This is a genomic window from Microbispora sp. NPDC049633 (assembly GCF_040675265.1).
Taxonomy (GTDB): Bacteria; Actinomycetota; Actinomycetes; order Streptosporangiales; family Streptosporangiaceae; genus Microbispora; species Microbispora maris.
Genome location: NZ_JBFAOO010000001.1, coordinates 24,676 through 50,722, shown reverse-complemented (window position 1 = coordinate 50,722; position 26,047 = coordinate 24,676). Strand labels below are relative to the sequence as shown.

The 26,047-nt window shown below is 72.0% G+C and carries 29 protein-coding genes and 1 tRNA gene; 11 read left to right on the top strand and 19 right to left on the bottom strand.

The features are described from left to right. Positions 1 to 214 precede the first annotated feature (214 nt). A complete protein-coding gene (dnaB, locus tag AB0J39_RS00275; RefSeq protein ID WP_346224074.1) occupies positions 215 to 1,537 on the top strand; it encodes a replicative DNA helicase in 1,323 nt (440 codons plus the stop codon). 52 nt (positions 1,538 to 1,589) lie between these two features. Here dnaB and AB0J39_RS00270 read toward each other — a convergent pair whose 3' ends face one another. Next, positions 1,590 to 2,144 carry a PadR family transcriptional regulator gene (locus AB0J39_RS00270; RefSeq protein WP_363460155.1) on the bottom strand — a complete coding sequence of 185 codons (555 nt, stop codon included), beginning with the start codon at positions 2,142 to 2,144 and terminating at the stop codon, positions 1,590 to 1,592. Positions 2,145 to 2,239: 95 nt separating this feature from the next. On the opposite strand from AB0J39_RS00270, the gene AB0J39_RS00265 reads away from it, so the two are divergent. Further along, entirely contained in the window at positions 2,240 to 2,797 is a 558-nt protein-coding gene (locus tag AB0J39_RS00265; RefSeq protein ID WP_363460153.1) for a hypothetical protein, read from the top strand. 15 nt (positions 2,798 to 2,812) lie between these two features. Then, on the top strand, positions 2,813 to 4,117 hold the full coding sequence (locus AB0J39_RS00260; protein WP_363460151.1) for a carotenoid oxygenase family protein: 1,305 nt from the start codon (positions 2,813 to 2,815) through the stop codon (positions 4,115 to 4,117). Positions 4,118 to 4,124: 7 nt separating this feature from the next. Here AB0J39_RS00260 and AB0J39_RS00255 read toward each other — a convergent pair whose 3' ends face one another. The 5 genes from AB0J39_RS00255 to AB0J39_RS00235 all read right to left on the bottom strand — a co-directional run bounded on the left by AB0J39_RS00255 (position 4,125) and on the right by AB0J39_RS00235 (position 8,021). Next, a complete protein-coding gene (locus AB0J39_RS00255) occupies positions 4,125 to 4,859 on the bottom strand; it encodes a metallophosphoesterase (protein WP_363460149.1) in 735 nt (244 codons plus the stop codon). 103 nt (positions 4,860 to 4,962) lie between these two features. Continuing rightward, positions 4,963 to 5,427 (bottom strand): SRPBCC family protein, encoded by a 465-nt coding sequence (locus AB0J39_RS00250; protein WP_363460147.1) that lies wholly within the window; start codon positions 5,425 to 5,427, stop codon positions 4,963 to 4,965. 95 nt (positions 5,428 to 5,522) lie between these two features. After that, complete coding sequence (locus AB0J39_RS00245; RefSeq protein ID WP_363460145.1) at positions 5,523 to 6,305, bottom strand: helix-turn-helix transcriptional regulator; 783 nt, start codon at positions 6,303 to 6,305, stop codon at positions 5,523 to 5,525. Between the two features lie 70 nt (positions 6,306 to 6,375). Beyond that, positions 6,376 to 7,125 (bottom strand): ABC transporter permease, encoded by a 750-nt coding sequence (locus tag AB0J39_RS00240; RefSeq protein ID WP_363460143.1) that lies wholly within the window; start codon positions 7,123 to 7,125, stop codon positions 6,376 to 6,378. Next, a complete protein-coding gene (locus AB0J39_RS00235) occupies positions 7,122 to 8,021 on the bottom strand; it encodes an ABC transporter ATP-binding protein (RefSeq protein WP_363460141.1) in 900 nt (299 codons plus the stop codon). Before AB0J39_RS00235 ends, AB0J39_RS00240 begins: the two co-directional genes overlap by 4 nt. A 134-nt stretch (positions 8,022 to 8,155) precedes the next feature. Here AB0J39_RS00235 and AB0J39_RS00230 point away from each other — a divergent pair, with 134 nt between their 5' ends. From AB0J39_RS00230 to dnaN, 3 genes are all read left to right on the top strand, one after another. Next, a complete protein-coding gene (locus AB0J39_RS00230) occupies positions 8,156 to 9,652 on the top strand; it encodes a histidine kinase (protein ID WP_363460139.1) in 1,497 nt (498 codons plus the stop codon). Beyond that, the gene (locus tag AB0J39_RS00225; protein WP_363460137.1) at positions 9,643 to 10,290 is read left to right on the top strand and encodes a response regulator transcription factor; all 648 of its coding nucleotides are present in this window, start codon (positions 9,643 to 9,645) and stop codon (positions 10,288 to 10,290) included. Before AB0J39_RS00230 ends, AB0J39_RS00225 begins: the two co-directional genes overlap by 10 nt. A 68-nt stretch (positions 10,291 to 10,358) precedes the next feature. Continuing rightward, a complete protein-coding gene (gene dnaN, locus AB0J39_RS00220) occupies positions 10,359 to 11,450 on the top strand; it encodes a DNA polymerase III subunit beta (protein ID WP_363460135.1) in 1,092 nt (363 codons plus the stop codon). Positions 11,451 to 11,585: 135 nt separating this feature from the next. On the opposite strand, the gene AB0J39_RS00215 is transcribed toward dnaN, so the two are convergent. The 6 genes from AB0J39_RS00215 to upp all read right to left on the bottom strand — a co-directional run bounded on the left by AB0J39_RS00215 (position 11,586) and on the right by upp (position 15,639). Next, entirely contained in the window at positions 11,586 to 12,275 is a 690-nt protein-coding gene (locus AB0J39_RS00215; RefSeq protein ID WP_363460133.1) for a FadR/GntR family transcriptional regulator, read from the bottom strand. A gap of 98 nt (positions 12,276 to 12,373) precedes the next feature. Beyond that, positions 12,374 to 13,639: a helix-turn-helix transcriptional regulator gene (locus AB0J39_RS00210; RefSeq protein ID WP_363460328.1), complete on the bottom strand. Its 1,266-nt coding sequence runs from the start codon at positions 13,637 to 13,639 to the stop codon at positions 12,374 to 12,376. A gap of 195 nt (positions 13,640 to 13,834) precedes the next feature. Further along, complete coding sequence (locus AB0J39_RS00205) at positions 13,835 to 14,365, bottom strand: PH domain-containing protein (RefSeq protein ID WP_079314254.1); 531 nt, start codon at positions 14,363 to 14,365, stop codon at positions 13,835 to 13,837. Beyond that, positions 14,362 to 14,538 carry a hypothetical protein gene (locus AB0J39_RS00200; RefSeq protein WP_169983590.1) on the bottom strand — a complete coding sequence of 59 codons (177 nt, stop codon included), beginning with the start codon at positions 14,536 to 14,538 and terminating at the stop codon, positions 14,362 to 14,364. The genes AB0J39_RS00205 and AB0J39_RS00200 overlap by 4 nt, the downstream gene beginning before the upstream one ends. Positions 14,539 to 14,609: 71 nt before the next feature. Then, on the bottom strand, positions 14,610 to 14,828 hold the full coding sequence (locus AB0J39_RS00195) for a hypothetical protein (protein ID WP_079314255.1): 219 nt from the start codon (positions 14,826 to 14,828) through the stop codon (positions 14,610 to 14,612). A gap of 172 nt (positions 14,829 to 15,000) precedes the next feature. Beyond that, positions 15,001 to 15,639, bottom strand: coding sequence for a uracil phosphoribosyltransferase (upp, locus tag AB0J39_RS00190; RefSeq protein ID WP_363460130.1), 639 nt, complete (start codon positions 15,637 to 15,639; stop codon positions 15,001 to 15,003). A gap of 138 nt (positions 15,640 to 15,777) precedes the next feature. On the opposite strand from upp, the gene AB0J39_RS00185 reads away from it, so the two are divergent. From AB0J39_RS00185 to AB0J39_RS00170, 4 genes are all read left to right on the top strand, one after another. Beyond that, positions 15,778 to 16,266: a tRNA adenosine deaminase-associated protein gene (locus AB0J39_RS00185; RefSeq protein WP_169983642.1), complete on the top strand. Its 489-nt coding sequence runs from the start codon at positions 15,778 to 15,780 to the stop codon at positions 16,264 to 16,266. A gap of 15 nt (positions 16,267 to 16,281) precedes the next feature. After that, on the top strand, positions 16,282 to 16,764 hold the full coding sequence (locus tag AB0J39_RS00180; RefSeq protein ID WP_363460128.1) for a tRNA adenosine deaminase-associated protein: 483 nt from the start codon (positions 16,282 to 16,284) through the stop codon (positions 16,762 to 16,764). Beyond that, positions 16,761 to 17,255, top strand: coding sequence for a tRNA adenosine(34) deaminase TadA (gene tadA / locus AB0J39_RS00175; RefSeq protein WP_363460126.1), 495 nt, complete (start codon positions 16,761 to 16,763; stop codon positions 17,253 to 17,255). The genes AB0J39_RS00180 and tadA overlap by 4 nt, the downstream gene beginning before the upstream one ends. A 61-nt stretch (positions 17,256 to 17,316) precedes the next feature. Next, positions 17,317 to 17,401: transfer RNA gene (locus AB0J39_RS00170), tRNA-Ser, on the top strand. 51 nt (positions 17,402 to 17,452) lie between these two features. Here AB0J39_RS00170 and AB0J39_RS00165 read toward each other — a convergent pair. The 4 genes from AB0J39_RS00165 to AB0J39_RS00150 all read right to left on the bottom strand — a co-directional run bounded on the left by AB0J39_RS00165 (position 17,453) and on the right by AB0J39_RS00150 (position 21,312). Then, positions 17,453 to 18,658 carry a tetratricopeptide repeat protein gene (locus tag AB0J39_RS00165; RefSeq protein WP_363460124.1) on the bottom strand — a complete coding sequence of 402 codons (1,206 nt, stop codon included), beginning with the start codon at positions 18,656 to 18,658 and terminating at the stop codon, positions 17,453 to 17,455. Beyond that, on the bottom strand, positions 18,655 to 20,013 hold the full coding sequence (locus AB0J39_RS00160; RefSeq protein ID WP_363460122.1) for an AAA family ATPase: 1,359 nt from the start codon (positions 20,011 to 20,013) through the stop codon (positions 18,655 to 18,657). The genes AB0J39_RS00165 and AB0J39_RS00160 overlap by 4 nt, the downstream gene beginning before the upstream one ends. A gap of 84 nt (positions 20,014 to 20,097) precedes the next feature. Beyond that, a complete protein-coding gene (locus AB0J39_RS00155; RefSeq protein WP_363460120.1) occupies positions 20,098 to 20,394 on the bottom strand; it encodes a type II toxin-antitoxin system VapB family antitoxin in 297 nt (98 codons plus the stop codon). 57 nt (positions 20,395 to 20,451) lie between these two features. Continuing rightward, entirely contained in the window at positions 20,452 to 21,312 is an 861-nt protein-coding gene (locus AB0J39_RS00150) for a neutral zinc metallopeptidase (RefSeq protein ID WP_363460118.1), read from the bottom strand. 134 nt (positions 21,313 to 21,446) lie between these two features. On the opposite strand from AB0J39_RS00150, the gene AB0J39_RS00145 reads away from it, so the two are divergent. After that, complete coding sequence (locus AB0J39_RS00145) at positions 21,447 to 22,982, top strand: phospholipid carrier-dependent glycosyltransferase (protein ID WP_363460116.1); 1,536 nt, start codon at positions 21,447 to 21,449, stop codon at positions 22,980 to 22,982. Here AB0J39_RS00145 and AB0J39_RS00140 read toward each other — a convergent pair. The 3 genes from AB0J39_RS00140 to AB0J39_RS00130 form a co-directional block, all read right to left on the bottom strand. Then, a complete protein-coding gene (locus AB0J39_RS00140) occupies positions 22,979 to 24,115 on the bottom strand; it encodes a lipase family protein (protein WP_363460114.1) in 1,137 nt (378 codons plus the stop codon). The genes AB0J39_RS00145 and AB0J39_RS00140 overlap by 4 nt on opposite strands. A gap of 145 nt (positions 24,116 to 24,260) precedes the next feature. Next, a complete protein-coding gene (locus AB0J39_RS00135) occupies positions 24,261 to 25,091 on the bottom strand; it encodes an MBL fold metallo-hydrolase (protein ID WP_363460112.1) in 831 nt (276 codons plus the stop codon). Positions 25,092 to 25,101: 10 nt separating this feature from the next. Continuing rightward, positions 25,102 to 25,950 carry a LysR family transcriptional regulator gene (locus AB0J39_RS00130; protein ID WP_363460110.1) on the bottom strand — a complete coding sequence of 283 codons (849 nt, stop codon included), beginning with the start codon at positions 25,948 to 25,950 and terminating at the stop codon, positions 25,102 to 25,104. Positions 25,951 to 26,047 lie beyond the last annotated feature (97 nt).

Here is a 26,047-nt window from a genome sequence, read left to right as displayed (position 1 = left end):
CCACATCTCTGTCCACAGGATCGTCCCCAGGGTTTTCACATGTCGCACGCACGCACTGCACACGTTGTCCACAGGGTTGTCCACTGGTCAAGTTGCCCCTCACCCCTGCGCTTGGGGAGACTTGCGCACCGGGCTGGTGATGCTGTGACCACCGGGCAGGGGGTGTGAGGTGAGCGTGCTCGACTTCCCGGGTGGACCGGGAGGCTCCGACTCGATGTTCGAGCGGACGCCGCCGCACAACATCGAGGCCGAGCAGTCGGTCCTGGGCGGCATGCTGCTGTCCAAGGACGCCATCGCCGACGTCATCGAGGTGCTGCGCGCCGACGACTTCTACCGGCCCGCCCACCAGATCGTCTTCGAAGTGATCACCGACCTGTACGGCCGGGGCGAGCCCGCCGACTCGGTGACCGTCTTCGACGAGTTGCAAAAGCGCGGCGAGGTCGCCCGCGTCGGCGGCGGCGCCTACCTGCACACGCTGACCGCGATCGTGCCCACCGCCGCGAACGCCGGCTACTACGCGAAGATCGTCCGGGAGCAGGCCGTCCTGCGCCGCCTCATCGAGGCCGGTACCCGCATCGTCTCCTACGGGTACGGCGGCCAGGGCGAGGAGGTCGACGACCTGGTCGACCGCGCACAGGCCGAGATCTACAAGGTCACCGAGCGCCGCACCTCCGAGGACTACCTCCCGCTGGCGGAGATCATGCCGTCGGCGCTGGACGAGATCGAGGCCATCGGCAGCCGCGGCGGCCAGATGGTCGGCGTCCCGACCGGATTCCAGGACCTCGACGCCCTGACGAACGGCCTCCACCCCGGCCAGATGATCGTCGTGGCCGCCCGGCCTGCGATCGGAAAAAGCACGCTAGGTCTGGATTTCGCCCGATCTGCAGCGATCAAGCATGGGATGACCACGGTCATCTTCTCGCTGGAGATGTCGCGCAACGAGATCACCATGCGTCTGCTGTCGGCCGAGGCGCGGGTGGCGCTGCACACCATGCGCTCGGGCATGATGAGCGACGACGACTGGACGCGGATGGCCCGCCGGATGGGCGAGGTCGCCGAGGCGCCGCTGTTCATCGACGACTCCCCGAACATGTCGATGATGGAGATCCGGGCGAAGTGCCGCCGTCTGAAGCAGCGTCACGACCTGCGCTTCGTGATCGTCGACTACCTCCAGCTCATGAGCTCGCCGAAGAAGACCGAGAGTCGCCAGCAGGAGGTCTCCGAGCTGTCCCGGGCCCTGAAGCTGCTGGCCAAGGAGCTGGAGGTGCCGGTCATCGCGATCTCCCAGCTGAACCGTGGTCCCGAGCAGCGTACGGACAAGCGCCCACAGGTGTCGGACCTGCGTGAGTCGGGCTCCATCGAGCAGGACGCCGACATGGTCATCCTGCTGCACCGGGAGGACGCGTACGAGCGGGAGTCGCCGCGTGCGGGCGAGGCGGACCTGATCGTGGCCAAGCACCGTAACGGTCCGACGGCCACGGTCACGGTGGCCTTCCAGGGCCACTACAGCCGCTTCGTGGACATGGCCACGCACTGACGAACGGCCGTCCCGCCGGCGTCAGGACGCGGCGCACCCGCGTGGAAGTCCGTCAGTCGGCCGCGGTGTGCCCGGCTTTCTGCTGCTCCAGCGCCGCCACCCGGGCGGCCGCCCACTCGGCCCAGTCGCGCTGCGCGGCGGTCAGGCGCAGGCCCCACTCCAGCGCGATGTCGCCGTACAGGCGCAGTGCGTCGTCGCCCTCGCTGATGACGAACTCGCGGATGCCGCGGAGCTGGTCGTGCTCGTGGACGGCCCGCTCGGCCAGCCGCTCCAGGTAGCCGCGGGCGGCGTCGGAGTCGACCTGGTCGAGGAAGAAGACCCGCAGCAGCATGTCGCTGCGCCGGGTCTGGTTGGGCGACACCTCGATGAGCCAGTGGCGCAGCTCCGCGTGGCCCTCCTCGGTGATCTCGTACTCCTTGCGCCCGCGCGGGCCCTCCGCGACGACCCGCACCAGACCCTCCTTGGACAGCCGGCCGAGCTCGGCGTAGAGCTGGCTCTGGGTGGCGGGCCAGACGCTGGCCAGGGAGATCTCGAAGGTCTTCAGCAGGTCGTACCCGCTGGCGGGCCCGGCCGAGAGCAGGCCGAGCATGGCGTGACGAAGGCTCATGGGTCCGATCGTACATTCCTGTGTTGACATGTCGCCAGTGGAGGTTCTACTTTCGACATGTCACAAGTGGAATGTCGAACCTAAGGAAACCCCCGGTGCTCCGTTACGTCCTCACCTTCCTCCCCTGGATCGCCTTCGCCGTCCTCAGCACGAACGGTGAGGCCAGGGTCGGGGCCGCGGCCGCGCTCCTCGTCTCGGTGGTGCTGCTCGCGGCCGACCGCCGGGCGGGGCGCGGATGGGACGAGATGGTCATCGAGCTCAGCTCGGGGGTCTTCTTCGCCGGTCTCACGCTCACCGCGTTCACGGTCTCGCCGGCGCCCTTCGGCGAGTACGGCCCGGCCGTGTCGGTGGCCTGGCTGGCCCTCACCGCCTGGGGATCGCTGGCCATCGGCAAGCCGTTCACGCTGGGCATCGCCCGCCGGACCACCCCGGCCGAGGTGCACGCGACGCCGCTGTTCCACCGGGTCAACGCCGTCATCACCGCAGTGTGGGCCGCCGGGTTCACGCTGAACGCGGCCGGCCTCGCCCTGCTGTTCGCCCTGGCCCCGCACGCCACCGCCGCGATCATCGCGGTGAAGGTCTGCGGTTTCGCCCTGCCGGCCCTGTTCACCATCCGCTATCCCCAGATCGTCCGCGCCCGCTACGCCGCCTGAAGGGAGTCCCCCGACATGACAGAGCCGACCGCCTCCTACCTGACCGGCCGCCTCGCCCCGGTCCCCGACGAGATCGACGCCCTCGACCTGCCCGTCGAGGGGACCCTGCCGCCCGAGCTCACCGGCCGCTACTTCCGCAACGGCCCCAATCCCCGTCCCGGAGAGGACCCGGGGCACTGGTTCGTCGGCCACGGCATGATCCACGGCATCCGGCTGCGCGACGGGCGGGCCGAGTGGTACCGCAACCGCTGGGTGCGCACCACCCGCTTCGACGGCGCGCCCTACGTGCACGATCGCGGCGTGGACCTCGCCGCCGTCCCCGCCAACACGCACGTCATCCGGCACGCCGACAAGATCCTCGCGCTCGTGGAGAACGGCCTGCCGTACGTGATGACGCCGGAGCTCGACACGGTCGGCCCGTGCGACTTCGGCGGGCGGCTCGCCACGGCGATGACCGCGCATCCGAAGGAGGACCCCGTCACCGGGGAACTGCACTTCTTCGGATACGGCTGGGCCGAGCCCTACCTCACCTACCACCGGCTGTCCGCGGCCGGCGAACTGGTGGAGAGCCGGCCGGTGGACGTGCCCGGGCCCACCATGGCCCACGACTTCGCGATCACCGAGAACCACGTGGTGTGGCTCGACCTGCCGGTCGTCTTCGACTTCGACCTGGTGGGCCGGGGCATGCCGTACCGGTGGGACGACTCCTACGGCGCGCGGCTGGGCGTGATGAGCCGCAGGACCGGCGACGTGCGGTGGTTCGAGATCGACCCCTGCTACGTCTTCCACGTGGGCAACGCGAGCGAGGACGAGCACGGGCGCGTCCTCGTCGACGCCGTGCGCTACTCGCCGGGGGCGTTCTGCGGCTTCTGGCCGACCATCGGCGGCACGGCCAACCCGGCCGCCCACACGGGAGGCGCGGCCCTGCACCGCTGGATCCTCGACCCCGCCACCGGCGTCGCCAAGGACGAGCAGCTCGACGACCTCGCCGTCGAGTTCCCCACGATCAACGAGGCGCGCACCGGCCTGACCAGCCGTTACATCTACGCCGTCAGCAAGGGCGCGATCCTGAAGTACGACACCGCGACCGGCGTGAGCCGGGCGCACGAGACCGGCGAGCGCTCGCCCGGCGAGGCCGTGTTCGTCCCCGCCTCGGACGCGAAGGCCGAGGACGAGGGCTGGCTGCTGTCGATCGCCGGCACCGAGCACGGCGCGGAGCTGCTGGTGCTCGACGCGTCGGACCTGGCCCAGGTCGCGTCCGTACGGCTGCCGCGCCGGGTGCCCTCCGGGTTCCACGGCTCGTGGATCCCGGACGCCTGAGGGGTGGTCAGGGCACGGGCCGGTAGTGGGTGGTGATCCGGCCGTCGTCGAGCACGTGCAGGGCGATGGCCGGGGGCAGATCGTAGTCGACCGGCGGGTGTGCCGGGGTCTCGGACGGCAGCAGCGCGGTGCTGACCACTCCCGGCGCTACCAGCAGCGGCAGCCCGGCGAACGTCGTGGCCGCCGCCGTGTGGGCGTGCCCGGCCAGCACCGCGATGGCGTGCGGATGGCGGCCCAGGACCTCGGCCAGCCCTTCCGGCCGCCCGAGCCGGATCCCGTCCACGTACGGGATGCCGAGCGGGACGGCGGGGTGGTGCATGCCGACGAAGGCCGGCACGCCGGGCGTGGCGGCGAGCACGGAGTCGAGCCAGGCCAGGGTGTCGTCGTCCAGCGCGCCCTCGGGCCGGCCGGGGATGCTGGAGTCGCACAGCGCGATCGTCGCGTGGTCGAGGTTGAGCGCCTGGTTGACCGGGTGGTCGCCGTCCTGCTCCAGCAGGACCTTGCGGAGGTGGCCGCGCGCGTCGTGGTTGCCGGGGCACAGCACGAGCGGCACGTCGTCGCCGGAGATCAGCTCACGGACGATCTCGTACTCCTCCATCGCGCCGTGATCCGCCAGATCGCCGGTGAGCACGATGGCGTCGGGCCGCAGCGAACGGGCGTAGGTGAGCGCGCGTGCGGCGCGCGAGGTGTTCCGCTCGCTTCCGTCGATGTGGATGTCGCTGACGTGCGCCAGCACGAGCATGTGCTACCTCCGGGCGATGGTGGGGACTCCAGCTTCTCACGCGAGAGGGCAGCGGTCAGGGTGGCGAAACGGCGCGACGGGCACTCGGAGCCGGTGAAGCCGCTCAGGACCCGTTCGCAGACCTCCCGGCGAGCCGTTCGGCGAGGATCCGGGCCCGGGCGAGCTGGACCTTACGCGCCTGGCCCGCCGCGAAGCCCAGCAGCAGCCGGGACGCGCTCACGTCCAGCCGGTCGTCCACCCGGGTGCCGCCGTCCTGCGGGGACAGGTCGAATCGGTATCCCAGCTGTACGCCACCGGGGCTGCGCACCTGCCCGCGTACGGACAGGCTCCCGGCCGTGCGCTCGGTCAGCAGCGTGACGGCGATCGGGTTGTCGTACGACAGGCCGAGGAAGCGGAACCGTTCGACGGAGGTGTACCGCACGACCCCCGGATCGGACCGGTCGACGTCCCGCACGGCCACCACGAGCGGTGACAGGCCTATGTAGCTCTCGGGCGTCGTGAGGTGCTCGAAGACATCCTCCGGCGCGGCGTCCACGTGGAACGTGTTGGTCAGCACCCGTGTGGGCACCCTGCTCTCCCCCCACCCCGGCCTCCCCCCTGATTCGGGCTCGGCTCGATGGGGGAATTGTGGCAGGGCCGGATCGCCGAGCGGACGCCGGTTGATCACGAAAGGAGGACGGCGGCCGTCGCGGCGTCGGCCGGATAGAACGACTCGATGGCCAGCTCGGAGACCGTGATGTCGAGCGGGGTGCCGAAGGTCGCCACGATGCTGAAGAACGACAGCTCCCGCCCGCCCCGCCGCACCCGCAGCGGCACGAGGATGTCCCCGGGGCCGGGCAGCTCCACTTCGGGCTCGGGCTGGTCGCAGGGGTAGTCGCGCAGCTCGGCGTACAGCTCGGAGAGCCGGGGATCGGCGGTGAGCGTGATCTGCCGGCGCAGCCGCCCGAGCAGGTGCGCCCGCCACTCGCCGAGGTTGAGGATGTGCGGGGCGAGCCCTTCCGGGTGCAGGCTCGCCCGCAGCACGTTGCTCAGCAGGTCGGGGTCGATCCCCTCGGCGAGCAGGGAGATGCCCTCGTTGGCGTCGACGAGGTCCCAGGCGCGGTCCACCACCACGGCCGGGTAGGGGTCGTGGGCCGACAGCAGCCGCCGGACCGCGTCGTACACCGCGGCCATGCCCGGCGAGTCGAGCGGCGACTCGCTGTAGACGGGGGCGTATCCGGCGGCCAGCAGCAGGTGGTTGCGCTCGCGGAGCGGAAGATCGAGATGCTCGGCGAGGTGGAGCACCATGTCGCGGCTGGGGGTGGCCCGACCGGTCTCCAGGAAGCTGATGTGCCGCGTGGAGATTTCGGCCTGGTTGGACAGGTCGAGCTGGCTCAGCCGCCGGTGCTCGCGCCACTGACGCAGGAGCTCGCCGAACGGCCGCTGATGAAGAGTGGCGACGGTCACGACCCCGACGCTATCCGCTCGCCGATCGGCCCGGCGATTACCCGTGAGGTAGCCGCGGGGCCGCGGGCGATCACTGCCAACGGAACAGGCGGGCCGCGGCGAGGCCGGCGGCCAGTGCCCAGCCCGCGAGTACGGCGAGGTGGAGCGGCTGAGGGGCGTGCCCGCCCAGGGCGTCCACGAGGCCCTGGCCGAAGGCGCCGGTGGGGGTGAAGTCGCTGATCCGGCGCAGGACCTCGGGCATGAGCGCCCGGGGCAGCCACATCCCCGCGAGGAAGAGCAGGGGGAACATGAGGGCCGCTCCCGCGCCCTGGACGACCCGGGAGTTCGGCGCCACGGCGGCGAGCAGCAGCCCGAGGGCGAGCATGGCGACCGAGCCGAGGACGAAGACCATCGCGAACGCCACGGGCGCCTTGGGGAGCGGCACTCCGAGGACCAGGTGGCCCACGGCCAGCGTCAGCGCGGTCGCCACCACCGACGCCGCCACGTTGACGAGCAACTGGGCGGACAGCAGCGACCCCGGCCGTACCGGCGTGGTGGACATCCGCCGCAGCACGCCGCGCTCCCGGTAGAGCACCAGGGCCGACGGCAGCGCGCTGAGCGCGAGCGTCACGATCGACAGCAGGATCATCATGCCCGTGAACGGCGCGTCCACGAAGCGCTGCCCGCCCAGCGACGGGTCGGCGTCCCGGAAGCCGGGAATCGTGCTGCCGAGCGCGAGCAGCAGCGCCACCGGCAGCACGACCACGAAGAACACGGCCGCGGGCTCGCGTAGGAACAGCCGGGCCTCCACCGCCGCGAGCTTTCCGAATGCCTTGGTCATGACTCCTCCTGGCCGGTGAGAACGAGAAACGCGTCGTCGAGGGTGGTGCGCTCCATGCGCAGGTCCCGCATCCGGGCGGGGGGCAGCACGGCGGTGACTGCGCTCAGCAGGTCGCCGGTGCCGGTGACCGTGACCTTCGCGCCGGTCTCCGTGCCGGTCTCCGTACCGTCCCCGTCACCGGTCACCGTGACGGACGCCACCTCGGGCAGCGCCCGAAGGGCGTCGACGGGCTCGCCGGTGTGGAAGACCAGGCGCTGCTCGCCGCCCGCGCGGGCGACCAGCCCCGCGGGGGTGTCCACCGCCCGCACGCGCCCCCCGGAGATGACCGCGACCCGGTCGCACAGGCGCTCCACCTCTTCCATGAAGTGCGTCACGAGCAGGACCGTCACGCCGCGGTCCCTGATCCGGGTGACCAGATCCCACGTCTCGCGGCGGGCCCGCGGGTCGAGGCCGGTCGTGAGCTCGTCGAGTATCGCGACGCGCGGGTTTCCGACCAGCGCGAGCGCGACCGACAGCCGCTGGCGCTGCCCGCCCGACAGCTTCGCGAAGGGCGCGCGGAGGTCGAGCCCGGCCTCCTCGGCCAGGGCCCGCCAATCGGCCGGGCGAGTGTAGAACGAGGCGTAGAGCGCCAGCGCCTCCCCGACCCGGATCTTGTCGGGCAGCGAGCACTCCTGGAGTTGCACGCCGACCTGTTCCTTCAGGTCCGCGTCCACGGTGACCGTGCCCGCGGTGGGGGTGCGCAGCCCGGCGACGCACTCGACCGTCGTCGTCTTCCCCGCCCCGTTGCGGCCCACGATGCCGAAGACCTCGCCCTCCTGCACGGAGAACGACACGTCCTCGACCGCCACCCGTGTGCCGTACGTCTTGCGGAGGTGGTCCACGGTGATGATTGCCATGCCGACGACGCTAGAAAGCGGGAGGGCGGCCCCGGAATGCGTCTGCGGACCCGGCGGGGGTGCACTTTCCCCCACCCCCATGGGGTGGCTCGGGCCACTGTGCCGGCGCGGCGGAAGCCCGCAAACTGGAGTGCATGACCTCAGCGCGCCCGACTCTCGTCGCCCTCGGCAGAGGCGCCGCCCTCGCCGGTCTCGCTCTGCTGGGTCAGGTCGCGGGCCTGGTGGTGCTGCTCGCCATGCTGCTCACCTTCCTGGTCGGCCTGGTGGTCGTCTTCCCGCCGGCCGTACGGCTCGCGCGGGCCGTGACCCGTGCGCAACGGAGGCTGGCCGCGCGATGGTCGGGCATACCGATCGACGAGCCCTATCTGCCCGCGCCGCCCCCGCCGGTCCCGCAGGCCGACGGCTGGTACCGGGACGGCCGCACCCTCTACAAGAAGCCCACGATCCCGGCCTTCAACGCGCGGTGGAACTGGATGACCAAGGATCCGGCCACCTGGCGCGACCTCGCCTTCCTCATCGGGGATCTGTGGATGGGCGGCCTGCTCGTCGCCGCACCGCTGCTCGCGACCGCGTACGGCGCGGTCCGCCTGGCCACGGGCGACCTTTCGGGCGCGGCCTGGATCCTGCTGGCGGTGAGCACCGCGTACTGGTACGCCCCGTGGGCCGTGCGCGCGCACGGCAGGATCGCCGCCGCACTGCTCGGGCCTACCGAGAAGGCCAGGCTGGCCCAGCAGGTCAGCCGCCTGGACGCGGCGCGCACCGAGGTCGTCGACTCGCAGGCCGCCGAACTGCGCCGGATCGAGCGCGACCTGCACGACGGCGCCCAGGCCCGCCTCGTCGCGATCGGCATGACGATCGGCGCTGCCGAGCAGCTGCTCGAAAGCGACCCGCAGGCCGCCAGGGCGCTGCTCGGCAAGGCGAGTGAGGCCTCGGCGACCGCGCTGCAGGAGCTCCGGCGGCTGGTGCGCGGCATCCATCCCCCGGTGCTGGCCGAGCGTGGTCTCGGTGACGCCGTACGCGCCCTCGCCCTGGACAGTCCGCTGCGCGTCCACGTCACGGTCGACCTGCCGGAGCGCGCCTCCGCCCCGCTGGAGTCGGCGGCGTATTTCGCGGTCAGCGAGCTGCTTGCGAACGCCGCTCGCCACGGTGACGCGACCGAGGCGTGGGTGGACGTGAGCGCGCAGGGCCCGGCGCTGCGCGTGACGGTGACCGACGACGGCCACGGAGGCGCGGACCCCGAGCGCGGCACCGGCCTGCGCGGCATCGAGCGCAGGCTCGGGGCCTTCGACGGCGTCCTCGCGGTGAACAGCCCTGTAGGTGGTCCGACCACGGCCGTCATAGAGCTGCCCCGGGCGTTCCGGGTGCGGCCGGTGCCGAGGTCACCGTGGCGCTACGCCGGCCGGATCTGCTGGGCGCTGTGGCCGATCGCGCTGTTCCCGCAGGGGCTGATCGCGATGGTGTTCAAGCTGGTGGGATCGCCGGTGAAGTCCTGGTTCCTCGGCCTGCACGTGCCCGAGCCCTTCCAGTGGCCGGTCATCGTCGGCATGATTGCGCTCGGCGGCGGCCTGCTGGCCGTCGCACTGGCGACGACGATGCGGAGCAGGGAAACGGAGGCCGGCGGGTGCGGGTAGTGCTTGCGGAGGACCTGCACCTGCTGAGGGAGGGCCTGGCCGCCCTGCTGCGCGCCCACGGCTTCGAGGTGGTGGCGGCGGTCGAGTCCGGCCCGGAGCTGCTCGCCGCGCTGGTCGGTGAGCGTCCCGACGTGGCCGTCGTGGACGTACGGCTCCCGCCGACCTTCACCGACGAGGGGCTGCAGGCCGCCCTGGCCGCGCGGCGGCAGGTGCCGGGGTTGCCGGTTCTCGTGCTCTCCCAGCACGTCGAGCAGCTGTACGCCAGGGAGTTGCTGGCCGACGGGTCCGGCGGCGTCGGCTACCTGCTGAAGGACCGGGTGTTCAACGGCGAGCAGTTCGTCGACGCCGTACGCCGGGTCGCGGGCGGGGGGACGGCGATGGACCCCGAGGTGATCGCCAGGCTGCTGGCGAGCAACGCGCGCAGCGAACCGCTCGGCCGGCTCACCCCGAGGGAGCGCGAGGTGCTGGAACTGATGGCGGAGGGCAGGTCCAACGCCGCGATCGGGCAGCGGCTGTTCCTCAGCGACAGCGCGGTGGGCAAGCACACGGCGAGCATCTTCGCCAAGCTCGGACTGGCGCCCTCCGACGACGACAACCGCAGGGTCCTCGCGGTGCTCGCCTTCCTCAACAGCAAGTAGCGCCACTGGGATTGTCGGTGCGGCCCGCTACTTTGGAGAGCGAGTCGTGGCGCAGGCAGGAGGTCGGCATGAAATTCCAGGTGAACCGCGACGTTCTGGCCGACGCGGTGGCGTGGGCGGCCAGGGTGCTGCCCGGCCGGCCCGCGGTTCCCGTTCTCGCGGGCCTGCTCCTGGAGGCGGGAGACGACCTGCGGGTGTCCGCCTTCGACTACGACGTGTCGGCCCGTGCCGACGTCGAGGCCGACGTCGCCGAGCCGGGGCGGGTGCTGATCCCCGGCAAGGTCCTCGCCGAGATCACCCGGAGCCTGCCCGCGCGGCCCGTCGAGATCGCCACGAGCGGGTCCGAGGCGGTGCTCGCCTGCGGCAGCGTGGAGTTCAACCTGCTCACCATGCCCGACGAGGACTTCCCCGCGATGCCGCCGATGCCGCCGAAGGTCGGCGCCGTGGGCGGCGGCGTGTTCGCCGACGCGATCCGCCAGGTCGCGGCCGCCGCCAGCCGCGACGACACGCTGCCCATGCTGACGGGCGTCCGCGTGGACATCGAGGGCGTGCGGGTCGCGATGGCCGCCACCGACCGCTACCGCATCGCCGCGAGCGAGTTCCTGTGGCACCCCGAGCAGGAGGACGTGCGGCACGGCGTGGTCGTGCCGGCGCGGGTCCTGGTCGAGGTGGCCCGGTCGCTGCGCGGGGGCGAGGTGGCGATAGGGCTCGGCGACAACGTGGCCGGCTTCGAGAGCCAGGGCCGCACGACCACTGTGCGCCTGCTCGACGACCAGTTCATCGACTACCGGTCGCGGCTGACCGGCGAGTGGGGCATCCACGCCGACGTGGCGGTGGCGCCGTTCGTGGAGGCCGTCAAGCGGGTCGTGCTGGTCGCCGAGCGCAACACCGCGGTCCGGCTGTCGTTCTCGCAGGGGCAGGTGCAGATCAGGGCCGGGGGCGGCGACATCGGCAGGGGCTCGGAGATCGTGGACGCCGAGCTCGAGGGGCCGGACATCGAGATCGCCTTCCAGCCTCACTTCCTGCTCGACGGGCTTGAAGGCGTCGGGACCGAGCGGGCGCGGATCCACATGGAATCCCCGACCCGTCCCGCGCTGATCACCGACGACGGTGAGGACCCCGGGTTCCGCTACCTCGTCATGTCGCTGCGGCTCGGCTGACCCTGCTCACCTGACCCTGCTCACCTGACGAGGCCCGCCTGATCGGGGCTCGCCTGCTCGGGCCCCGCGGGCGCCGTGGGGAACGGACCCGCCGGGCGGGGAGTCAGGAGGGAGACGGGGGTTGGCAGGCGACGCTCAGGAGGAGAGGGTGGCGGAGTCGGTGAGGGCGATGAGGATGTGCTCCATGCACGCGTGACCGGCCCGCTCGGCCGCGGTGGCGTCGCCGGCGACGATCGCGCGCACGATCGCGTCGTGGGGGATGTAGTTCTGCTCCAAGGAGCCGCCGGCCGCCGCGATGCTCGCTCGCAGCGCCGCCGAGAAGTCGACATACAGGTCGATCAGCACCCTGTTGTGCGTGGCCTCCACGACCGCCACGTGGAAGGCGAGGTCGGACTCGACGAACGCCTCGGGGTCGCCGTCCGCCCACGCCTTCTCCCGCGCGGCCAGCGCGGCCTCGATCGACGCGACATCGCCGTCGGTCCGCCGCGTCGCCGCGAGCCGGGCCGCCTCGACCTCCAGGGCCCGGCGGACCTCGAGGATCTCCAGCTGCTCGGCCGCCCGCAGCCGCCTGGCCATCGCGCCGGACAGCTCGCTGGTGGCCCGCACGTAGGTCCCGTCGCCCTGGCGGCACTCGAGCAGCCCGGCGTGGGTCAACGCGCGGACCGCCTCACGAACCGTGTTCCTGCCGACTCCGAGGTGCTCGGCGAGCACCGTCTCGGTGGGAATCTTGGCATGCATCTGCCAGGAGCCGGAGGTGATCTGCTCCTTGAGCTGGTCGATCACCTGGTCCACGAGAGACGCCCGCTGCGCCGTCCGCAGGCTCACGTCAGCCTCCTCTGGGTTGCCAATCATCCGATGATGGAATGAGTGGTAGACCCTTATTATTCCAGAGCCTCCAGAACAAGTCCGGAGGCCCCGGGAGGCTATCGAGCGAGCACCGTCGTGGTCATGGCGCCCGGTATGTTCACCCGGATCCCGACCGCTTCCAGGGCTCTACGATATGCCCCTGACTGCCGGTCGAGGGCACCGGCCTGGCCCCAGAGGTCGCCGAGCATGCGCCAGGCCCGGGCGGTCTCCCGGTCGGGCGTCACGCCGTCCAGCAGGTCGTGTGCCCGGTCCAACAGGGGGGCCGCATCTTCGGACCGTGCCAACGCGATCTCGGCCAGAACCATGTTCGCGGTGGCCGAGGTGGTCCCCTTGGCGCCGTCCAACAGATGCAGTGCCCGATCGGCGAGTTCGGCTGCGGATTCCGTGTCTCCGATCCGGAACCGTACGGAACTCAGCACCACAAGGCTCCGAGCGTGCTCCTGCCGCTCTGCCGGGAACTCCGCGAAGACCTCGGCCGCGGAGCGGGCGAGCGCGTTGGCTCGGTCCAAATCCGCGCCTTCGGGATGCGTCGCGGTGAGGCGAGCCCAGTGCATCGCGATGCGGGCGCGGCGGACGGCGATCCGGGCCGGGCGACCGGCGGCGAGGGCGTCCTCGGCGAGCTGCACGGCCAGCGCCGAGTCCTCGCCTTCGGCCGCCGTCACGCTGGCCTGCCACAGCGCGAGGATCTCCGTGCTGCGGTCGCCGGCGCGCTCCGGGCCCGACGTCGACAGCACCCGCTCGACGTACGGCAGGCCGGTCTCGGCCTCAACGAGCGCCAGCGCCAGCTCCACGGCCAGCTCGCCCTCGATCACGCCGAGCCGGTCCACCTGGCCGAGCGCGTGCGCGCCGAGGTCCCGCGCCCGAAGCCGGTCGCCGGCCCGCTGGTAGCAACGGCACAACGCGATGGTCAGGGGCAGGTCGGCGAGGCGCTCGGGGTGCGCGGAGGCCTCGCGGCGCAGCCGCTCGTACGCCTCGACGGCCCGGCCGACGCGGCCCTGCGCCTCCAGCGCCCGCGCCACACCGAGCCGCGCGTGGGCGGCGAGCATCGCGTTGTCCTCACCCGCCGCCTTGACGATCTCGCCGAAGCGGTCGGTCGCCACGGCGGGATCGCCGTGATAAAGCTCGAGCTCGGCATGTCGGAGGCCGAGCTCGGTGTCGATGCGCTGCCTGGGTTCTATCCCGTGGAGCAGGAACTCGGTGGTGCAACCGAGCCGCTCGGCAAGCAGCCGGGCGACGACCGGCGTTGGCGTCCGCTTTCCGGACTCGATGAGTGAGACGTAACTGTCGGATAGGTCGGGTCCGGCCAACTGGGCCTGCGACATGCGCCTGCTCAACCGCAATCCGCGGACGCGGTCACCGATGGTTCCCTGACTCGGCATCTGATCTCACAGGGCGGGGGAAGGGTCAATAGTGTCGCCATAATGGCACGAAGCGACCGAATCGTGTAACCCTCCGTCAAGAATCACGACGGTGAAGGTTCGATCACGGTGACGAGATACCGGACGGGCGGCCCGCCGTCAGTCGTCGTCCCCGTCCTTGCTGGGGAAGATCATCTGACAGACCTCGAGGTACAAGGTCTCGGGATAGGGGATGTGGGGGACGGTGCGCAGGGCCTGATCCTGGCCGGCCGACTCCATCACGAACTCGCCGTAGCCGAGCATGCGGCCGAGGAGCGAGCGCTGGAAGCTCATGTCGGTGACCTTGCTCAGGGGCATCATCGCGACCTTGCGCGTGATGAGGCCGGTGGTGAGAAGCATGCGCTGGGAGGTGACGACGAAGTAGTCGACCGACCACTCCGCGACCTTCCATACGAAACGGACCAGCAGGAGGAGCCAGGCCCACCAGACGAGGGCGAGGGCCTGGCTCGCCCCGTTGTCGCTCAGGAACTTGCTGAGGACTCCGGCGAGGATGAGCCCACCGAAGATCTCGGCGACCGGGCGCAGGAGCACGGCGGGGTGGCGCCGCACCATGATGACTTGGTGTTCGTGGGGGAGGAGGTAACGGTTGACCGACGACGGGGCGGAGTCCCCGTGGGTCACAAGTCTCATGTCAGGGTGGCGAAGAACTGCGCCATCGAGTCGGCCGCGCTGACGATTCCGTTGAAGGCTCCGTGGACCGTTTGGGCCGCGTCAGTCGGTCTCGTGAGCAGGTAGAACCCTGCCGACACGATGAGCGTCCACTTGATGACTTTCTTCGCCTGCACCGCCGTCACCACTCCCATGACCAATACATTACCCAGACACCCCGTTTGGTAAAGCGGCTAACCGCGAACGGGTTGAGAGACTGACGGCGTCATCCCCGCTCCGCAGCGGCGGTCGCGAGGACCCGCAGGTGCTTGCGGGCGATGCGCTCGACCAGTGCGGGATGCGCGTGTCCGGTGACCTCGATGGCGCCGTGGTGGGCGGCCTGAACGCACCGGGTCACCGTCGCAGGAGGATGAACCCCCGCGAACTCGTCCCTGAGCAGGGCCTCGAGCTGTTCGTAGTGCTCGCCGGCCGGATGCTGGATCATCGCTCTCCCTGGTGGCGCGCCGCTCGCGAGAGCGCGAGGTGACGTCGTCATCACACTGTGTACCCTACCGGGCGCGGAGTGTAACCAGGGTGAGAGGGGACGGACCACGCGGAGAGGAAAGGGAAATCAAACCGCGGGGAAATCAGAGCGGGGAATGCGGGCCGCGGGGAATTCAGACGACGCCGTACAGGCGGTCGCCGGCGTCGCCGAGCCCGGGCACGATGTAGCCGTTCTCGTTCAGCCGCTCGTCGAGGGCGGCCGTCACCACCCGGATCGGCCGGTCGCCGCCGCGGAACGCCTCGTCGAGGTAGGCGACGCCCTCGGGGGCGGCCAGCAGGCAGATCGCGGTGACGTCCCGGGCCCCGCGGTCGAACAGGAAGTTGACCGCCGCGGCGAGGGTGCCGCCCGTCGCCAGCATCGGGTCGAGCACGTAGCACTGCCGGCCGGACAGGTCCTCCGGCAGCCGGGTCGCGTACGTCTGGGCCTGCAGCGTGGACTCGTCGCGGATCATCCCGAGGAAACCCACCTCGGCGGTCGGCAGGAGCCGGGTCATCCCGTCGAGCATCCCCAGCCCGGCGCGCAGGATCGGGACCACGAGCGGCGCGGGCCGCGCCAGCCGTACGCCGCTGGCGGGGGCGAGAGGCGTGTCGACCGTGACGTCGGTGACCCGCACGTCCCTGGTGGCCTCGTAGGCGAGCAGGGTGACCAGCTCGTCGGCCAGGCGGCGGAACGTCGGCGAGTCGGTCCGCACGTCGCGGAGGGTGGTGAGCTTGTGGGCGACGAGCGGGTGGTCGACGACGAGGGTCTCCATGGGGACAAAAGTTACCCTCTCCTGGGCGGACCCTCGACGCCGCCTGAGTCTTTGATCACGATTTGGAGTGAGCGCCGTACGGTGGGACTCCGATTCTGCGACGATTGCCTGCGTGAAGAGCGCGCGGTGGGGAAGACGATGACAGACGTGGACACTCTTGACTTCGCCATCGTCGTCTATCGCGAGGAGGACCGCTGGGAGGCGGAAATGCTCCCGGTGGCGCTGACCTCCGACCTGGACGGCCTCATTCACGCCCTCCGCCAGACCCCCAGCATGGGCACCACGATTGGCATGGTCGCCGTAGGGGATGACTTCTTCGTGGCGTTACGGGTCTTCGGCGAGCAGGTGGACGTCTTCCTCTCGGACCTCACGGCCGCCTGGGAGTGGCCGCTGGCGCAGCAGGTCCTCGAGTACCTCGACGTGCCCGTGCCCGAGGAGGAGGAGCTCGACAGCGTGCTGCCCGCCGGGGACCTGTCCATCTTCGCCGACCTCGGGCTCGACGAGATGGAACTGGGCGCGCTGTCCGGCGACCTCGACCTGCTGCCCGACGAGGTCCTGTCCAGCATCGCCGCGCGGCTGGGCTTCTCCCAGCCGTTCGAACGCGCCGTCGACGCCGCCATCGGCTGACCTGGGGAGACGGCAATGCCCTCCAGATCCAACCTCTTCTCCGCCGGCTTCGCCCGCATCGACGGCCGCTGGACCGGCGCCGAGGTCGATCTCGGCGAGGCCGAGATCGCCGACGACCTGAGCGACGCCCTGCAGGAGGCGCTCGGGCTGAGCGGCGACGAGCTCGCCCTGCTCTGCGTCGAGGTCGAGGACGAGTGGTTCGCGATCGTCCGTTATGAGGACGACCTCGACCCTCGCGTGTTCATCTCCGACGCGCACGCCGTGCAGAACGACCCGCTCGGGGAGATCTTCGCCGAGCTCGCCGGCGCCGTCGTGGACAAGGACGCGCCCGACCTCGGCATCCGCCCGGTGGGCGACATCGAGCTGCTCGGCGACTTCTCGCTGAGCGCGGAGGAGCTCGTGGAGCTCAGCATGGAGGAGGGCGTGCTGCCCGCCGACATCCTCTCCCTCATCGCCGAACGGCTCGGCTTCGCCGACGAGCTCGACCGCCTGCGGTGACCGGCTCGCCGCGGCCGGAGGCGTACGAGGCCGCCATGCGGCTGGCGTTGGCGGAGGCCGTGCGGGCGGGCGGGCGCGGCGAGGTGCCGGTGGGCGCCGTGGTGCTCGGCCCGCCGCGGCCCGGCTCGGTGGTGCCGCAGGAGGTGCTGGCGGCGGCGGGCAACGACCGTGAGGCGAGCGCCGACCCCACGGCCCACGCCGAGGTGCTCGCCCTGCGCGCGGCGGCCGCCGCGACCGGCGACTGGCGGCTGACGGGCTGCACCCTCGTCGTGACGCTCGAACCCTGCACGATGTGCGCCGGCGCCGCGGTCCTCGCCCGGGTGGACCGAGTGGTGTACGGCGCGGTGGACGAGAAGGCCGGGGCCGCGGGATCGCTGTGGGACGTCCTGCGGGACCGCAGGCTCAACCACCGGCCCGAGGTGGTCATGGGCGTGCTGGCCGGCGAGTGCGCGGCCGTGCTGAGCGACTTCTTCTCGGGCCGCCGCGCCTGACCGGGCGGGCGGACGGAAACGGATGCGCGCGCAGTGGTGTTCGTCCGGTAAGCTGCTGCGCGGTGGAGTCGCCTAGTGGCCGAGGGCGCACGCCTCGAAAGCGTGTGTAGGGCAACCTACCGTGGGTTCAAATCCCACCTCCACCGCTCGACGGAAGAGCCGCCGATCCCGACCAGGGGCCGGCGGCTCTTCCGCGTTCAGGGCCCGTCAAGCTCAGGGGCCCGCGGCCGGGCCAGTCGTCGTACGCCCGCGGCCACCCAGATCCCGGCCAGCCCGGCGTAGGCGGCGAGCAGCGCGGCGGTGGCGGAGGACAGGAGCGCCGCCAGGGCGGCGGCCAGTCCCAGGAGGATCGCGTAGCCGTACAGGACGGCGCGGGCGCGGGGCGCGCTCGTGTGCGCCGCCTCCTGAACGGGGGTGACCAGCGCCATGACCGCCGCGCCTGCCACTCCCACCGCCTCCTGGGCGGTCGCCACACCCGTGACGAGCAGCGCGGCTCCGGCGGCCGGCAGGCAGCAGCACACGAGGGCCGTGCGCGCCTGCGCGCCGTCCAAGAGCAGCCGGGTGGCCCTGGCGCGCGCCAGGCGCAGGGTGGTGACCGCTTCGGCGACCCAGGCCGCCCAGTGCAGGAGCGCGATGAGGACGAACAGGGCGATGACCGGAGGCACGGCGGGCAGCAGGAACAGCATCCGCCATCCGCCGGAGAACCTGCCGCGCAGCCGCGCGAGCAGGCGGTAGACCGGGTTGCGCCGCTTGAGCGCCGCCACCAGGAGATCCCTGGCCTGGTCGAAGCCCGGAGACAGGCGGAGCACCTCGCGGAACGCGTGGGCGGCCTCGCCGGGCGAGCCGAAGGCGAGCTGCGCGCGCCCGTACGCGAGGTGGGCCAGGGCGCTCTCGGGATCGAGTCCCAGAGCCCGCCCGGCGGCCTCCTTCGCTCCGGCGGCGTCGCCGTGCTGGGTCAGGGCCACCGCGAGCAGGGCGGCCAGGTCGGCGTTCTCGGGCTCGACGGCCAGCCCGCGGCGCGCCGCGTCGGCCGCCGGCGGCCACTGCTCGGCACTGACGTGCGCCCGGGCCAGCAGTTCCCACGTGGGCGCGTGCTCGGGGTGGAGCGCCAGGCAGGTCCGCGCGGCGGCGACGGCCTCGTGCGGATACCCCGCCCGGTGGTACGCGTGCCCGCTCACGTAGTGCGGGAACCAGTGGTCCGGGGCGAGCCGTACGGCCTCCGCGGCCTCGCCGATCGCCTCCGCCGCCCTGCCCTGCCGGGTCAACGCCACGGAGAGGAAAGCGTGCCCGTCGACGTTCTCCGGCTCCCGGGCGAGCAGGCCGCGCAGCTCCCGCTCGGCCTCGGCCGGGCGGTTCAGCCCCAGCAGCGTCCGCGCCCGCTCGAGCGAGGCCGCGGTGGTCACCACTTGGCGTTGCCGCGCTTGCCGTCGATCCAGGGCATCAGCTCGTCCCAGGCGCCGGAGTCGTTGGCGTGCAGGACGTAGTTGCGCGCCGTCCCGAGCCACTCCTTCACGGCCGTCGGCCTCGTCGCCCGGGCCACCGCGAGCAGGTCGTGCGTCGTCAGCGGGAGGGGACGGCCCGCGGCGATCGACTGGTGGAGCTTGGTCTCCACCGCCCGGTCGACCACGCCCTTGAGGTCCGCGCCCACGAACCCGTCCGTCACCTTCGCCACCGCGTCGAAGTCCATCTCGGCCAGCGGTTTGTCGCGGCACAGGATGCGCAGGATGGCGGCGCGGGCCGCGGGGTCGGGCGGAGGCACGAACACCAGCTGGTCGAACCGCCCGGGACGCCGGAACGCCACGTCGATGTACCAGGGCGCGTTGGTGGCCGCCAGCACCAGGACGCCCTCGTTGGCGTGCTCGTCCACGCCGTCGAGCTCGGCGAGGAACTGGTTGACCAGCTGCCGATGGTGCGCCTGCCGCATGTCCGACCGGCGAGCGGCGAGCGCGTCGACCTCGTCGAAGAAGAGCACGCACGGCCGGTTGCGGCGGGCCATCTCGAACGTGGCCCGCAGGTTGCGCTCGCTGGAGCCGATGTACATGTCCAGGATGTCGGCCAGCCCGACGTCGATGAACGCCGCGCCGAGCTCGCCCGCCGCCGCCCTGGCCAGGTGGGTCTTGCCCGCGCCCGGAGGGCCGTACAGCAGCACGCCGCCGCCCGCCCGCTTGCCGAACGCGGCGAACAGCTCGGGCTGCTGGACGGGGAGCAGGAGCTTCATCCGCAGCGCGTCCTTGACCGCCTCCATGCCGGCCACGTCGGCGAAGCTGACGCGGGAGCGCTCGACCTCCGCGTCGGCGCCCCCGGCGGCGTGCGGCGCGCCGGACGGGGCGGACTGCGGCGGAGGGGACGGGACGGGCTGCGGCGCGAGCCGGGCGGCCAGATCGGGGTCGGACAGCGAGGGGTCGCGGGAGACCGCGTCGTGGTACCGGCGTGCCGCGCCGGCCACGTCGCCCTCGCCCAGCAGCGCCCGGGCGGCGACGACCCCGAGGCGCGGGGCGTGGCCGGGATCCGCCAGGAGCGGTTCCAGCACCGACAGCGCCGGGCCGTGGGCGCTCTGCCGTACGAACGCCTCCGCGAGACCGGCGACGACGTCCGGATCCTGGGGCGACAGCACGAGAGCGGCGCGGAACTCGGCCTCGGCCTCGGCGAGGTAGCCCTTGGCCAGAAGCTGCTCGGCGAGGTGGCGCCGCAGGGGAAGGTTGTCGGGAGACAGCCGAGCCGCCTCGCGGAGGGCGTGGAGTCCGGGGTCGTCGAGCACCGCCCGGCTCCCTTCTGTCGGGATCAGGTCACGTGAAACGACCGTAAGGGTACCGAGGCGGTCAGACAGTCCGATCTTGCGGCGTCAGCCCTGCAGCTCCAGCACGCGGGCGTGCAGCACCGAACGCTGGTGCAGCGCGGCGCGCAGGGCCCGGTGCAGGCCGTCCTCCAGGTACAGCTCGCCCTGCCACTGCACCACGTGGGGGAAGAGGTCGCCGTAGAAGGTCGAGTCGGCGGCCAGCAACGAGTGCAGATCCAGCACCGCCTTCGTGGTGATCAGCGTGTCGAGCCGGACCTGCCTGGGCGGGATCTGCGCCCACTCCCGGGACGACAGTCCGTGCTCGGGATAGGGCCGTCCGTCGCCGACCAACTTAAAGATCACGGTACGTAGTTTAGAAGACGACGCAAAGACTCGTGTCCGAGGCTCCTCCGGGGGTGCTCAGATGCTTCCCGAGAAGGTGTCGCAGCGCGCCGGGTCACCCGACGAGTAGCCGTTCGTGAACCACTGGGTCCGCTGGGCCGAGGTGCCGTGCGTGAACGCGTCCGGGTTGACCCTGCCCTGGGCCTGCTCCTGGATGTGGTCGTCGCCGACCGCCGCGGCGGCGCTGAGCGCCTCCTTGATGTCGGCGTCGGAGAACGGCTCGGCGTAGAAGCCGGTGTCCACCGCGTTCTTGGCCCACACGCCCGCGTAGCAGTCGGCCTGCAGCTCGAGCCGCACCGAGCCGCTCTCCGCGCCCTGGTCCTGGCCGACCCGGTTCATCGTGCCGAGCAGGTCCTGCGCGTGGTGGCCGTACTCGTGGGCGATCACGTACGCCTGCGCGAACGGGCCGCCCTTGGCCCCGAACCGCGACTGCAACTCGTCGAAGAACGACAGGTCCAGGTAGACGTGCTGATCGCGAGGGCAGTAGAAGGGGCCGACGGAGGAGTCCGCCGCGCCGCAGCCGGTCTGCACCCCACCGGAGAACAGGGTGGTCTTCGCGCCGGTGTACCCCTGGATCTGCTCGCCCCAGTATTTCTGGATGCTGTTGACGACGCCCACGACCCGGCACTTCTCCGACTGGTCGGCGTCGGCGCCGGTCTTGCACTGCTCGCTCAGATCGCTGGTCGGCTGCAAGCCGGCGGGCTCGCCCCCGCCGCCCGTGATGTTGCCGGGGTTGATGCCGAAGATCAGTGCCACGATGAGGGCGATGATGCCGGCGGCTCCGCCGCCGATGGCCAGACCTCCGCCGCGAAAGCCGCCTCCACCGCCGACGTCCTCGACTTGTGAGGTGTCGAGCTGCGCTCGGTCATCGAAATCCATCTGCGACGCTCCCGGTAGGGTTCCCGTCTCTCGCCGGGCCTACTGCCCCGGATAGGGGTGATCATGCCAGCGGTCGCGCCATGCCGGATCCGTCTTGCCCCGATCATCATGATTCGCCGGGTTAGGATCACCGCGTGCCTCGGAGCGCCTTCCCCCGGCTGGTGCCGCCGATGCCGGGCGGGCGGGGGTGGCTCGGCCCGCTGGTTGTGGCCGCTTTCGGGGGGTTCCTCCGGTTCGATCGGCTCGGAGTCCCGCACGCGTTCGTCTTCGACGAGACCTACTACGCCAAGGACGCCTACTCGCTGATCAGGTTCGGCGTCGAGCGGCAGTTCGCCGACGACGTCGACCCGGCGATCCTGCGCGGCGGCACGGACGTCTTCAAGACGTGCGGGACGTTCGAGGAATGCGGCGCCTACGTCGCCCACCCCCCGCTTGGCAAGTGGCTGATCGGCGCGGGGGAGTGGCTGTTCGGCCTGACGCCCTTCGGGTGGCGGTGCGCGGCCGCGCTCGCGGGCACGCTCAGCGTGCTGGTCCTGGCGCGGACCGCCCGCCGGATGACCCGCTCGACCCTCCTCGGCTGCCTCGCCGGCCTGCTGCTGGCGCTGGACGGCCTGCACCTCGTGCTGTCGCGCTCGGCGCTGCTCGACGTCTTCCTCACGTTCTGGGTGCTGGCGGGCTTCGCCTGCCTGGTCGCCGACCGGGACGCGGCCCGCACCCGCCTGACGGAGTGGTACCGCACCTCCGCCCTGACCGGGCCCGCCCCCCGGCTCGGCCCGCGGCCCTGGCGGCTGGCGGCCGGCCTGTGCCTGGGCGCGGCGGCGGCGACCAAGTGGACCGGTCTGCTGTTCGCCGTGGCATTCGCGATCATGACTCTCGTCTGGGACTGCGGGGCCAGACGCGCCGTCGGCCTGCGCCGGCCGTACCGGCAGGCGGTCCGCCACGACTGGCCGCTGGGCCTCGCCTGGCTCGGGGCCGTGCCGCTCGCCGTCTACGTCGCGTCGTTCGCCGGATGGTTCGCCTCGGCCGGCGGGTGGGGCCGCAACTGGGACCGCGCCACCTCGAACGGCTGGGCCTACTTCGTCTTCGACTCGCTGCGCTCGTTCGTGGACTACCAGAGCCAGGTGTTCGGCTTCCACCAGGGGCTGAGCGCGCACCACGACTACCAGTCGGATCCCTGGGGATGGCCGCTGCTGCTGCGGCCGACACTGTTCTTCTACCAGTCGCCCCGCACGTGCGGCGCGGCGTCCTGCTCCCAGGCGATCCTCGGGACCGGCACCCCGGTGATCTGGTACGCCGCGCTGCTCGCGCTGCTCGCGATGGTGGTCCGGTACACGGCGACCCGCGACTGGCGGGCGGGGGCCGTCCTGCTCGCCTACGCCGCGAGCTGGCTGCCGTGGTTCTACTTCGCGCTGGCGGACGACCGCACGATGTACCTGTTCTACCTGCTCCCGGCGGTGCCGTTCATGATCCTCGCGATCGTGCTGGCGTGCGGGCTCGTCCTCGGGCCGCCGGGCGCCTCGAACTCCCGGCGGTCCACGGGCGCGGCGCTGGTGGGCGCGTTCACGCTGCTCGCGCTGGTGAACTTCTGGTGGCTGTCGCCCGTGTTCACCGCCGTGCCCGTGCCGTACGACGCCTGGCTGAGCCGCATGCTGCTGCGGAGCTGGATTTAGCGGCGGCGGAAGAGCCGGTCGGTCCACTCGCGCACCCGCGTGGCGATCGCCGGCAGCAGCGTGATGTGGTCGGCGCCCTCCACCGGGACGAACGTGACGTCGGTGCCCGCCCCGCGCAGCTGCCCGGCCGTCATCCGGCTGAGCGCGATCGGGATGACGTCCTCGGTGCCGTGGACGACGTACACCGGCCGTGGATAGCGCGCCACCGGGATCTCGTCGTCGGCCAGCGCCCGGGCGAACGCGTCGGTGGCCGCCGCCGGGTCCTTGAGCACGTCGCCGTTGGTGAGGCCGGCGACCGCCTCGATCATCTCGCCGATGCAGGCCCGCCCGGCGAGATCGACGAGTTCGAGTCCCTTCGGGGTGAACCAGTCCGCCGCCCGGAAGCCCGGGGTCGTCAGCGGCATCGTGCGGCCGTTGTAGGGGATCGTGTGGTTGATCGGCTTCGCCGGGTCCCGGAACGCCGGGTCGGCCGTCTGCACTCCCCACTGCGTGATCGGGGCCATCGCGATCGTGCCCATGTGCCGCAGCGAGGGGGCGTACGCGGCGGCGAGGGCGCCCGCGAACAGGGCCGCGTGCCCGCCCATCGAATAGCCGACGGACGCCCAGTTCCGGCTCACGGGCGCGACGCGGCGGGCGGCGCGGACGATGTCCACGAGGTCGTACGCCTCGGACCGCCCGTCGATGCCGGGGCTGTCGCCGGGTGTGCCGAGCCCCTCGTAGTCGCTCACCGCCACGGCGTATCCCGCCGCGAGCAGCGTCTCCTGCACGGCGCGCTCCCAGGGACTCGGGCCCGTACGGGAGGGGGCGCAGGCGTCGGCGATCCCGCCGAACCCGTGGCCGAAGCTCACGACCGGCCACCCGCCCGCCGGTGGGCGTCCGGCCGGCAGCGCCAGCGTGCCGCTCACCACCGTGGGCCGCCCGTCGTGGCCGGTGGACCGGTACCAGATCGCCAGCGACGTCCCCGCCCCCGCCAGCCGCAGGCTCTCGGCCAGCGGCTCGGTCCGTACCGGCGTCCCCGGTGCCTTGATCGGTGCCTTGATCGGCACCTTCGGCGGTGCCGACGCGGACGCGGGAGCCGGCAGGACGAGCGCGAACGCGGCGGCGAGCGCCGCGGCCTTACGGGAGATCGTCATGGGTGTGTCTCCAGGGTCCGGCGGCCGGGCCTGTCCGGGCCGCAGGACCGGAGTGTCCCAGCCGTGAACCGCTGGTCAACCGCAGGCGCCCGCCGCCCTGACGGGGCGTGCGACGACGGGCCGCCGGAGCTGAAACTTTCGCGGATCAGCCGGCGTAGACGATGAAATCGGGATAGACGTGCACGCCGGGGCGCCCGCCGATCTCCTTCACCGCGTCGCGGATCTCCCGCAGGTGGCCGGCCGTCATCTGCAGCGGCGGCTCGTCGGGCTGATAGGTGGTGCGGATCGGGTAGTCCACGCCGGGCGCGTTCGTCATCTCGATGTGGCAGCCGAGCACGTGGGTGACCGGCCGGTCCGCGGCGAACTTCACCAGGCGGTCGATGGTCCGCTCGAACGCCGGCCAGTCCTCGACGTACAGCCGGCCGCGGTAGACCGTGTCACCCGTCAGCAGCAGCCCGGTGGACCGGTCGTAGAAGGTCACCGCCGACCTGTGGTGCCCGGGGCTCGACAGCACGTCCAGGACGCGGCCGCCGAGATCGAGGGGGACGGGCACGTCCAGGTCGTCGCCGAGGCCGAAGAACTCGCGTACGCGTTCGGGCGCGGGATCCACGATCACCGTCTCCGGACGGCCGGAGAACTGGGCGTCACCGGCGATGTGGTCGCCGTGGCCGTGGGTGTGGGCGACGAGAAGCCCGTATCCCTCGCGGGGGTGCTCCTCCAGCCAGCCCCGCACGATGGCGTCCACGGTCCGGCGCAGCGGGAAGAACCGGGCGGACGCGGTCGCGCCGGTGTCCAGCAGGAGGGCCCGGGCGCCCCCGAACAGCAGGAACATGAAGGGCGCCTCGTAGTTGATGGCCTTGTTCTGGCGCAGGACGAAGGTGTGCTCGTCGTACCGGTGCACCTGGATGTCCGGATCGGTGTTGTGCTTGGCCGACTCGGAGCCGTGAATCCAGCGAGGGAAGTCGATCTGCTCCATTCGGCCCACGCTAGAGGCGGGTGGCGGCCCGGACCAGCCCGGCGAGGGCCCGGGAGCGGCTGTGCGGCGGCCAGGCGATCACCGTCGTCACCGCCGGGGCGTCCAGCACCGGCACGGCGGCGAGGTCGCCGCGCAGATGAGTCCGGCACGATTCCGGCAGGACCGCCGTGGCCCGGCCGAGCGCGATCAGCTGGAGAAGCTGCGCGTGGTCCCGGACCTGCGGACCGGGACCGTCCGGGTATGTGCCGTCGAGGTTGGGCCAGCGTGGCATCGGCAGTCCGGGCAGCGCGGTGACGTCGGCCATCCGCAGATGTGCCCGGGCGGCGAGGGGATGCCCGGCCGGCAGGACCACGACCTGCCCCTCCGTGCACAGCTCCTCCACGTCGAACCCGGCCGTCGAGTCGAACGGCCGGTGTAGCAGCGCCACGTCGGCCCGCCCGTCGCGCAGCAGCCGCTCCTGCTCGCCGATGCCGCACAGGAGCACGTCGACGGCCAGTGCGCCGGGCTCCGCGGCGTACGCGTCGAGCAGCTTCGGCAGCAGCTCGCCGGCCGCTCCGGCCTTCGTGACGAGGACCAGGCCGGGGCTGCCGGCAGCGGCGAGTGCGGCGCGGCGGGCACGGCGCTCGGCGGCCTCGACCGCGTCGAGAGCCGCCCGGCCCTCGGTCAGCAGCACCGACCCGGCGTCGGTCAGCGTGACGGAGCGGCTGGTGCGCTCCAGCAGCGCCACCCCGAGCCGCCGTTCGAGCTGACTGATCGCCCGCGACAGCGGCGGCTGCGCGATTCCCAGCCGCTGCGCGGCCCGTCCGAAGTGCAGCTCCTCGGCGACGGCGACGAAGTAGCGCAGCTCTCGCGTCTCCATGCCGCCACGTTATCTCCCGGCCGCCTCGATCGATACCCGGGAGGTATCGCCGGCCACCCGATCGGTGTTGGAGGTTCCGGCCTGGTCGCGGACAGGA

What these genes read in the sequence shown, in the direction of transcription:
- dnaB (WP_346224074.1), top strand. Translation starts at nt 215, where the DNA reads ATGTTCGAGCGGACGCCGCCGCACAACATCGAGGCCGAGCAGTCGGTC.
- AB0J39_RS00270 (WP_363460155.1), bottom strand. Translation starts at nt 2,144, where the DNA reads ATGAGCCTTCGTCACGCCATGCTCGGCCTGCTCTCGGCCGGGCCCGCC.
- AB0J39_RS00260 (WP_363460151.1), top strand. Translation starts at nt 2,813, where the DNA reads ATGACAGAGCCGACCGCCTCCTACCTGACCGGCCGCCTCGCCCCGGTC.
- AB0J39_RS00255 (WP_363460149.1), bottom strand. Translation starts at nt 4,859, where the DNA reads ATGCTCGTGCTGGCGCACGTCAGCGACATCCACATCGACGGAAGCGAG.
- AB0J39_RS00240 (WP_363460143.1), bottom strand. Translation starts at nt 7,125, where the DNA reads ATGACCAAGGCATTCGGAAAGCTCGCGGCGGTGGAGGCCCGGCTGTTC.
- AB0J39_RS00235 (WP_363460141.1), bottom strand. Translation starts at nt 8,021, where the DNA reads ATGGCAATCATCACCGTGGACCACCTCCGCAAGACGTACGGCACACGG.
- AB0J39_RS00230 (WP_363460139.1), top strand. Translation starts at nt 8,156, where the DNA reads ATGACCTCAGCGCGCCCGACTCTCGTCGCCCTCGGCAGAGGCGCCGCC.
- dnaN (WP_363460135.1), top strand. Translation starts at nt 10,359, where the DNA reads ATGAAATTCCAGGTGAACCGCGACGTTCTGGCCGACGCGGTGGCGTGG.
- AB0J39_RS00210 (WP_363460328.1), bottom strand. Translation starts at nt 13,639, where the DNA reads ATGTCGCAGGCCCAGTTGGCCGGACCCGACCTATCCGACAGTTACGTC.
- AB0J39_RS00205 (WP_079314254.1), bottom strand. Translation starts at nt 14,365, where the DNA reads ATGAGACTTGTGACCCACGGGGACTCCGCCCCGTCGTCGGTCAACCGT.
- AB0J39_RS00200 (WP_169983590.1), bottom strand. Translation starts at nt 14,538, where the DNA reads ATGGGAGTGGTGACGGCGGTGCAGGCGAAGAAAGTCATCAAGTGGACG.
- AB0J39_RS00195 (WP_079314255.1), bottom strand. Translation starts at nt 14,828, where the DNA reads ATGATCCAGCATCCGGCCGGCGAGCACTACGAACAGCTCGAGGCCCTG.
- upp (WP_363460130.1), bottom strand. Translation starts at nt 15,639, where the DNA reads ATGGAGACCCTCGTCGTCGACCACCCGCTCGTCGCCCACAAGCTCACC.
- AB0J39_RS00185 (WP_169983642.1), top strand. Translation starts at nt 15,778, where the DNA reads ATGACAGACGTGGACACTCTTGACTTCGCCATCGTCGTCTATCGCGAG.
- AB0J39_RS00180 (WP_363460128.1), top strand. Translation starts at nt 16,282, where the DNA reads ATGCCCTCCAGATCCAACCTCTTCTCCGCCGGCTTCGCCCGCATCGAC.
- AB0J39_RS00150 (WP_363460118.1), bottom strand. Translation starts at nt 21,312, where the DNA reads ATGGATTTCGATGACCGAGCGCAGCTCGACACCTCACAAGTCGAGGAC.
- AB0J39_RS00140 (WP_363460114.1), bottom strand. Translation starts at nt 24,115, where the DNA reads ATGACGATCTCCCGTAAGGCCGCGGCGCTCGCCGCCGCGTTCGCGCTC.
- AB0J39_RS00135 (WP_363460112.1), bottom strand. Translation starts at nt 25,091, where the DNA reads ATGGAGCAGATCGACTTCCCTCGCTGGATTCACGGCTCCGAGTCGGCC.
- AB0J39_RS00130 (WP_363460110.1), bottom strand. Translation starts at nt 25,950, where the DNA reads ATGGAGACGCGAGAGCTGCGCTACTTCGTCGCCGTCGCCGAGGAGCTG.